The 7,963-nt window shown below is 55.5% G+C and carries 6 protein-coding genes; 4 read left to right on the top strand and 2 right to left on the bottom strand.

The features are described from left to right. Nucleotides 1–193: hypothetical protein (locus tag VAE55_RS09450; protein ID WP_322815538.1), on the bottom strand; the 193-nt coding region annotated here is incomplete at its 3' end. A gap of 934 nt (nt 194–1,127) precedes the next feature. On the opposite strand from VAE55_RS09450, the gene VAE55_RS09445 reads away from it, so the two are divergent. The 4 genes from VAE55_RS09445 (at nt 1,128) to VAE55_RS09430 (ending at nt 7,601) form a co-directional block, all read left to right on the top strand. Continuing rightward, nucleotides 1,128–2,498: a sugar transferase gene (locus VAE55_RS09445; RefSeq protein ID WP_322815537.1), complete on the top strand. Its 1,371-nt coding sequence runs from the start codon at nt 1,128–1,130 to the stop codon at nt 2,496–2,498. A 1,122-nt stretch (nt 2,499–3,620) separates the two neighbouring features. Then, on the top strand, nt 3,621–5,057 hold the full coding sequence (locus VAE55_RS09440) for a glycosyltransferase family 39 protein (protein ID WP_322815536.1): 1,437 nt from the start codon (nt 3,621–3,623) through the stop codon (nt 5,055–5,057). Nucleotides 5,058–5,130: 73 nt separating this feature from the next. Further along, nucleotides 5,131–6,462, top strand: coding sequence for a lipopolysaccharide biosynthesis protein (locus VAE55_RS09435; RefSeq protein WP_322815535.1), 1,332 nt, complete (start codon nt 5,131–5,133; stop codon nt 6,460–6,462). Nucleotides 6,463–7,301: 839 nt separating this feature from the next. Next, nucleotides 7,302–7,601 carry a hypothetical protein gene (locus VAE55_RS09430; RefSeq protein ID WP_322815534.1) on the top strand — a complete coding sequence of 100 codons (300 nt, stop codon included), beginning with the start codon at nt 7,302–7,304 and terminating at the stop codon, nt 7,599–7,601. Between the two features lie 225 nt (nt 7,602–7,826). Here the strand turns inward: VAE55_RS09430 and VAE55_RS19135 are convergent. Next, on the bottom strand, nt 7,827–7,963 hold a 137-nt coding region (locus tag VAE55_RS19135), incomplete at its 5' end, for a transposase DNA-binding-containing protein (RefSeq protein ID WP_416181184.1).

Raw genomic sequence — 7,963 nt, 5'->3', positions numbered from 1 at the left:
GGCGTGGAATGAACCTCCAGCCGGCGGGCAATCCGCTGGGCTTCCTGCGGCGGAACGGTCTGGTATAAAGCCGCTGGCGTATGGGGTTCAGGTTATCTAGGACCACCCAGATGACGTCCGCTTCTGGAAAGATGTCATCTACCAGCGCTGTCAGCGGATAGGCAAATGCTTCGCTGGGCCAGTGTGCGGTCACCGTGCCCTTCCGCCGTTCCGTCAGCGGCTGTAACACCAAGAACCGGTTGCAACTCCCGTTGCGTTCATACGCCTAGTCCACCCGTCGGGATCGTCTCGCTTCCATCGGTAGCGGCTCCCACACCCCCATCAACCACTGCCACGGCCGTTCATCCAAGCCGATAACGGGACGCTGCGGGACATAGGGTGCCGCATGCAGGGCTAACACATCTTCTATTCGCCAAAGGAAAGCCGCTGTTATCCGCGAACTGCACCATTGCTTTTTTTGCCACGGTTTGATGCTATTTTTCTTAACACTCGTCGCACGGTTTCATCGGCGATGGAGAGTCCACCACCTCCTTACAATTAGGTTGCCTGCCAACATCTGCATCGTCCAGTGCTCGCGCCCTGCTGGTGGGTCGCGGCAGGCCAGCGTCTCAAGAACGGCTTCCCCCTTTCCGTCCAATTTGGGCCATCACCTTGAACGAGGGAGCTCGGTCACAGCGACCTCCAGTCCTGCTGCGGCGGATCGCGTTCGGATGGTTATGGATAGTTTGCGGGGAACCTTTCAGCACATCGGTGATCCAGCCATCGGGGTTCCCTGCTGCTGAGAGCAACCGGATGCGGATTCGGGGCAGCATTCGGGCCTTGGCTGCTCCTTTCCTGAGCAGGGCGTGCCGGTATGCGCATTGTTCGTCGCCAACTGAACCGGGCATTTCTTTGGCCTAGACATGGGTTTTGTGGAGCGAAGGATACCACAGAAACCATTATGGTCAAGTAAGAGTTTCTCTTCATTTACACTTGTGGGTAATCATCAGAGCTGGATCACTTGCCTTCTAATCATCTCCCGTGCTATACTATCGCTCGGCATATCCCTTGCTGAGGGTTCGCACAGGTTAGCTTGGTGTGAAGGCGCGGCCACGACGCCGGCAGGCGTCTTCGCGTAAGGAGCCGGAATGCTGGAACGCCTGCGCACACGATTGAGTGGGAGCGTGCTTACGTGGGATCTGATAGCAACACTGCTATGTCTCACCCTTGTCGTTCGCAATGATCCAACACTTACACGCCGGTGGCCGATTTACGGCGTTGTTGCTGTGATCTGGACACTGGTCTTCATCGTTCTGGCCCCGCAACGGGCACTGTTTACCTGCACCCTTCTCGAAGCATTTACCCGTCTCTTTCTCGCCGTACTACTGGCAGCAACCTCATTCGCCGGGTTACTCTATTTGGTGAATGTGGTGGCTATTGATCGGGAGACATTTATCTGGTTCGTTATTCTTAATCTGGTCGTTCTGCTCGTGATCCATCTGGGATTTTGGACGCTCGCCCGCTGGCGGCAGCAACGTGGGAATGGGCGACAAGTACTAGTGGTTGGTGAGGTGAATGCTGCCATCCGCCTGGCCGATGAATTTGCGCGCCGGCCATGGACCGGTGTGCAAGTGGTAGGGTATGCCTCTGATGAGCGCGATGCCCCAACGAGTCTTCCCCGCCTAGGCGGTTTACTCGATCTTGTGACCCTGGTACGTCGGTGTCAGATTGATGAAGTGATCTTTGCCTTGCCACCATCACGCTACGATCAGGTGGTTGAGTTGTCGTTGCAGTTGCTCAAGGAGCCGGTAATGATCCACACGGTTCCAACCGCGCTCGATCTGACGTTTGCCCGGACTCCCGTGGATAGTGTGGGCGGTATTCCACTGGTGTCGCTCCGGGAGTCGGCACTGACCGACTCGCAACGAGTGGTGAAGCGTCTATTTGATATCGTTGTGAGTTTGCTCTTAATCATACTGCTCTCTCCTCTGATGCTGCTGATCGCTCTGCTTATCAAACTCGAATCGCCGGGGCCAATCATTTTTCGTCAAGAGCGCATTGGTGAGCACGGACGGCGTTTTCAGATGCTGAAGTTTCGCAGTATGTACGTCGATGCTGAGCGGCGCTGGCGTGAGGTGGTGCAGTACGATGAACACGGTCGGCTAATTCACAAGTTGAAAGATGATCCGCGTGTTACCCGCGTTGGGCGAAAGTTGCGCCGGACATCCCTCGATGAATTGCCACAACTGTTTAATGTATTACGCGGTGAGATGAGCCTGGTCGGTCCACGACCGGAGATACCTTATATTGTGACAGAATATGAGCCGTGGCAGTGGCAGCGCTTCCGGGTTCCACCAGGCATGACCGGTTGGTGGCAGGTGAATGGTCGCAGTGATAAGCCGATGCATTTGCACACCGAAGATGATCTTTACTACATCCAGAATTATTCGTTTTGGCTCGATCTGCGCATCCTGCTCAAAACGCTCATCGTCGTCTGGCAGGGGCACGGTGCATATTGATAAGATTACGTATAATGGTGGTATAAACCTAGTTTGCTTCTCACTGTATCATCACCAGTATATACACGATGTACTCGTTGACAGACGGCGTGAAGGTGTCATTCGATGAACCGCTGGCACAACTAGTATGAGCAAGATAAGTGTGATTATACACGCACACTGTGGGCGCGTTTCACGTTTTAACAGGCGTCTGAGAGAGTGAAGGTTTTGGGATTAGTCAGAGGTGCGACCGTCTGGAGCCATTCTCTCACAGATATGTTGAGACGACTGAACCAGGAGCTGACGACTCCGGAAGAGGTGTTGGATGGTGTTCGCCTGCTCCACCTGTACTACATTTCATCGCTACTCAAACGGTTTTGCCTCAGGGAAGCTGGCCAATTATTTTACTGAAACTCATGCGTGTGAGGGACCACATGCGGCGGATTGGGTCATTCGGTTCTGTGAAAGTTATCTCCCTGAATCGCGATGAGATGATACGTCACTTGCGCGAGGTTGCCACCTCAGCACCGGTAACCTTTCCTCATTTGCGCAACGTATACCTAATTGGATCCCTGGCCAGCGGATCGTACTCGGGTACAAGCAATGTCGACCTTTTACTACAGTTCAGCGAGCAGGACACAATTCAATCGAGGCGGCGTGACCGTGTTTCTTCTTCTTTTCGCACCAACTTGATATTGGGATTGATCTGTTGCTCTGTGATGATGCTTCTTTACCCGACATCAAGCAGCTGATTGATGGCAGTATTCTGCTCGCCAGTTGTGATGCAGGAGAGCATCCGGAACACCAGGCGGGTGGATCGGGGCGGACAGATAGGTGATACAGGGAGAGCAGAGCGGTGGCAAGTTGTGGGTTGACCGGTGCCAGACGTGCCTAATATGGAGTGCGGCTGGTGCGGAAGCATGGCTGCCAGGTAGCCATATGACCAAAGAGAAGGTAGCCAACCCGATAGCGTGTTCTTTGTCCGACATCGACGAGATTACTGCTAACCGGTACAAAAGCCTTGTCACCACCTCTACAACGTACCGTGAACGGCTAAGCCTTTCAGTAATTTATTTCGAGTACGGCCAGACAGGTGCTGAACGAACCGATTGCAAGTGAGACAACGATACTGAGCACAATTCCATGACACAGACTGAGGTAGCCGTTGCACCGCCTGAGCAAGCGGTAAGTGAACAATCACAACCGAAGCATCGTTTCCCGGCTTTCAGCGGCGCAGAAAAACGTGTAATATCTTGGCTGGTTCCACTTGCGCTGATTCATACCTTGATCTACGTATTCCTGGTACCACCCTGGCAACATTACGACGAGCCAGGTCACTTTTTATACGCGGCGTACATTGTGCGCGGTGGGATCAACGCCCCCGATGATGTCGCGATTGCCCGTGAAGTCGCCGACTCGATGTACCGTTACAACTTCTGGCCCCCTGGGGTACGCCCTGATCTTCTTAGTCTACGTCCACCTGGTATTCCGACCGATCAACGGCACCATCCCCCGTTGTACTATAGCGTCATTGCAGTTCTGATCAGCCCGTTCCGGTATGTGCCGGTCGAGTACCAGCTTTACCTTGGTCGCGTATTCAGTGCATTCCTGATGGTGTTGACGGTGATCGCGGTGTGGCGCATTGGCCTGACGATAACGCCTGATGAACCACAAATGGCGCTGGTGCTAGCTGCACTGGTAGCCGGAACACCGGCATTCGTCGATCTGATGAGCGCACTGAACAGTGACGTCCTGATGAACTTTGCAGCGGTCACAGCCTTTCTGGGATGTGCTATCCTGATCCGTAACGGCTGGTGCGGTAGTGGCATGCTGCTGGCTGTATTGGGAACCGGTGTGGCAATCCTAACCAAACGCACGGCAATTCCGCTCCTTGTCCCCCTGCTCCTGACTCTTGTGTGGAGTATGTACCGCCATCCAATACGCTGGTGGGTCTACCTCGTGGGTGGAGGTCTTAGCACCGGAACGTTGCTGATGCTCAGTTTCACCCTCGACACCGATGGTCTGCGCACCCAACCCTGGTTGGCCGCTCTCGAACGCGACTACCTACGGATGGACATTGTAGCGTGGCTGCAATCATGGTTGAACTGGGAGCGAGCATGGCCGTGGTACGTTCGCACGGTAAAGATCGCTCACAACCACTTCTGGGTACGGCTAGCATGGGGACATATTCCGGTCTGGTATCCAGTTGGCGACTGGCTCTTTGCCGGCTTGAGCATTGCGGCAATCATTGGATTACTGCGCGGCACGCGGCAGTGGCCGGTTGTTTTACCGAACTGGCAACAACGCTGGCTATGGCTGTGCGCGATTGCAGTAGGGCTGGCGTGGTTCACGCTGCTTGGACGACTACATCCTCTGTACGAGCAAGAGATACCATATATTCCTCGTGGTCGCTACCTCTACTGGGCAATCGTGCCCACAATCTGGCTGCTGGAAGCCGGCTGGCAACAACTCTGGCCGGCCCGCTGGCAACCTCTAACGCCTTATCTCTTGCTTGCAATCATCACGGTGTTTGATATGGCAGCATTAGTGACGTTAGCAACGTTCTACTATCTACGTTGACGAAACAAGGTGACGTCTGCTACAATCAGAAAGCCCGTCTAGTGAACAAAACAAACCTGTCAGGTCCATTGTTATGAATGACGAGATTGACTTAAGGCCATACCTGTCAGCGCTATTACGTCGCTGGTGGATCATTCTCGGTACTGCCCTGGGGGTAGCATTGCTGGTAGGCGTGCTGGCCTGGACACGAATACCTCCATACGCTGCTAGTACCTCGCTTCTCATCGTCCCGGCAAGTACACAGGTTACGCTCGATAATCGCTTCACCAGTCGCGACTCCCTGCTTTTCACTACGACACTTAACCAACGCGAGGCATTGCTAGGACTGGCGCGTGATGCAACGCTTGAGGAACGAGTTGCGGCAATCCTGGAGAGCGAGGGAAGATTGCCCGATGGGTATCAATTGGGCGATCTAAGCCAACGCATAACGATAGAAACCAATGGCGATCTGGTACGGATAACTGCCCGTGCTGACACAGCCGATGATGCTCGCCGATTGGCAGCCTTGTGGGGACAAGAGTATACGCGCCTGGTGAACGAAACCTACACTAGAGATACCAGCTCGTTGGAACTGGTCGAACAGCAACTGACTGAAGCCCGCGAACGGTATCAAGCGGCCCAGGCCGAACTGGAAACATTTATTGCTCAGGGTGAACTTGCTGCAGCCGAACAAGAAGTGCGTCGGCTGAGCGATCTGGTGAATAGCGCCCGTGCTGCCGGCACTGATCGTTTCGCTGATTACCTCCGGCGTGCGAATTATATTGAGCAAATCTTGCGCGATGCACAGCTCTTGCGGCAGCGGTTGGGCGATCAATCTGCCGACGAAGTCAATGTGGCAGATGCGTTAGCCGCATTGTTGCTCCGGATTCGCAATCTGAGCGACCAGGGCAAAGATCGTCCCATCTTACAGCTCGACAGCTCACTGACGGATAATGCCGTCGTAACCGTAGCTGATCTCGACCGTTTAATCACGAGTCTGCAAGCTGAATATCAGGAAGTTCGCAACGAGGCTGCGCGGTTAAGCGAGCTATCACCCAATGAGCTAAGCCCCGACTCGAGCCAGTTATTGTACAACCGCCTGGCCGCAGCCCAGACTCGTCTTGAACGATTAAAGGCTCTTGAGCGCGAATTGACTCGTAATCGCGATATTGCGTTTGGGCTGATTGAAGTCCTGATGAGGCGTATTGATGAGTTACGAGTCGCAGATGCAGCCCCACAGGTCTCGGTGCGTTATCTCGGTACGGTCACCAATCCTGTGGCAATGACAGGTCGTACAGTGTTGACCCAGGCGGCAATTGGTGCGCTGGCCGGCATCTTCCTGGCATCTTCTATCATTATGGCGCTTGAAGCAGTTGCAGTTGCCCGTCGCAATACTGCGCTGACACCGAAACCGGCTGGTGATTGATAGATAACCCAAGTTGCTCACCTTGAGGTGTGAAGGAGCGTGTCTATTCGTAGCTATCACGTCAGCAAACGGCGTTACGTCTACGGGATCAACATTCATCTGATGGTCATCCACGACGTTCATCCAGGTGCGTTCTTGTTGAATCCACGCAGGTACCGCAATCTTGCTGAACTGGAGTAATGAAACCTTCGATATACCAGCGGGAGCGTGGGTGATTGGTGATGATGCCTGCAACCAGAACAACAGCGACGATGTCCTCGCCGAGGCCGGCATCTGTGTGCTTCCAGTCCGTAAGGACAACGCTAAACGTCACTTCCCACCATAGCTCTGCTCCTTGCAGTCGTCCTATCGTACTGCTGTCGAGCGAACTGACAGCTTACTTGCACAGTTGCTCCCTACCTCGATTCGGTTACGCCACACAACGTTGCAGGCAATGTCGTGCTGTTCATCCTGGCAGTTAACCTCCGTGGCTTGCTCACGGCATAGGTGGTAACCTGGGTTACATATTATTCTAAAGCGCACGGCGCTGCCACCTTACACGCGGAAATCCCCGTGTCTCCTTTTTAGCGGGCTAATCACAGCTTCCACCACCCACCGATACCAGTACCAGCGGATACACTGGAGCGCCTCGGCCAGTGTGGTGAGCAACAACCAGCATACGGGGGTTACCTCAGGGGCGGCTGCTGCTCGTCTGCCAGGACAACGTGCACCGGCAGTGGCGGCAACGAGGCATGCTGTTGATGATGTCACGGGGGGAGAATGCTTGGCGGTGTCGTGCGCACGGTGATAGGCACCTGGCGTGGTGCCCGGTTGTTCGTGCGCGGCACCGCAATGGTCTCATGGCCGCACATTGGGCTGCACCGAATGGCCTGCCACAGATACCCGGCCGCATGACTCACCCGGCGATGATGCGTCGCCCGGATCGGCAACTGGTCGCCTGGTCGGCGCGGTGCGGCAAACACATCGTAGATGTCCGTTTCCCGATCTGCCACGGTGATCACCGCGACGTCGGGCGGGACGGCCTGCTGGGTGGCTGCCTGCGCCGTCAGCCAGCGCTGGCGCTCCTTGTCCGTCGTTTCCCGCTGCCGCCACCGCTGCCGGTTGCCTGCGTAGCGGGGTCGCGGACCTACACTGCTTGATGGATCAGGCCCAACGGCACCCCATCGCTGCTCACCGTGAGCGCTGAGTGAACCTTCAACCCCTGCTGGCTTGCATTGTCCACCAACCCCAGTCCATGGGTGACCAGATGATGGGTGACGTTCAGCTCCGTGGTGTCCTGGATGACCAGAATCAGCGAATACGCGCTCGACGGTTGCGTGATACTGCGCCGCCCGAATCGCGTCCGGGGTGACCCATTCCGAACGCTAGAACCGATAGGCCCCTTTGGTGGCTGCCCGGCTCCCGCACGCTTGCGGCACGCTGGCGTTCGGCTGCGCAGCCAATGCCGCGACCAGACGCATCAGACGCCGGTTCAGGCGGGCATCACCGAGTCGGGCGTAGC

The organism is Chloroflexus sp. (assembly GCF_034432675.1).
Classification (GTDB): Bacteria; Chloroflexota; Chloroflexia; order Chloroflexales; family Chloroflexaceae; genus Chloroflexus.
This window is presented reverse-complemented; position numbering and strand designations above follow the sequence as displayed.

Bases quoted from the DNA above. Each gene is read 5' to 3' on its own strand.
- VAE55_RS09445 (WP_322815537.1), top strand. From the start codon at position 1,128: ATGCTGGAACGCCTGCGCACACGATTGAGTGGGAGCGTGCTTACGTGG.
- VAE55_RS09440 (WP_322815536.1), top strand. From the start codon at position 3,621: ATGACACAGACTGAGGTAGCCGTTGCACCGCCTGAGCAAGCGGTAAGT.
- VAE55_RS09435 (WP_322815535.1), top strand. From the start codon at position 5,131: ATGAATGACGAGATTGACTTAAGGCCATACCTGTCAGCGCTATTACGT.
- VAE55_RS09430 (WP_322815534.1), top strand. From the start codon at position 7,302: ATGGCCGCACATTGGGCTGCACCGAATGGCCTGCCACAGATACCCGGC.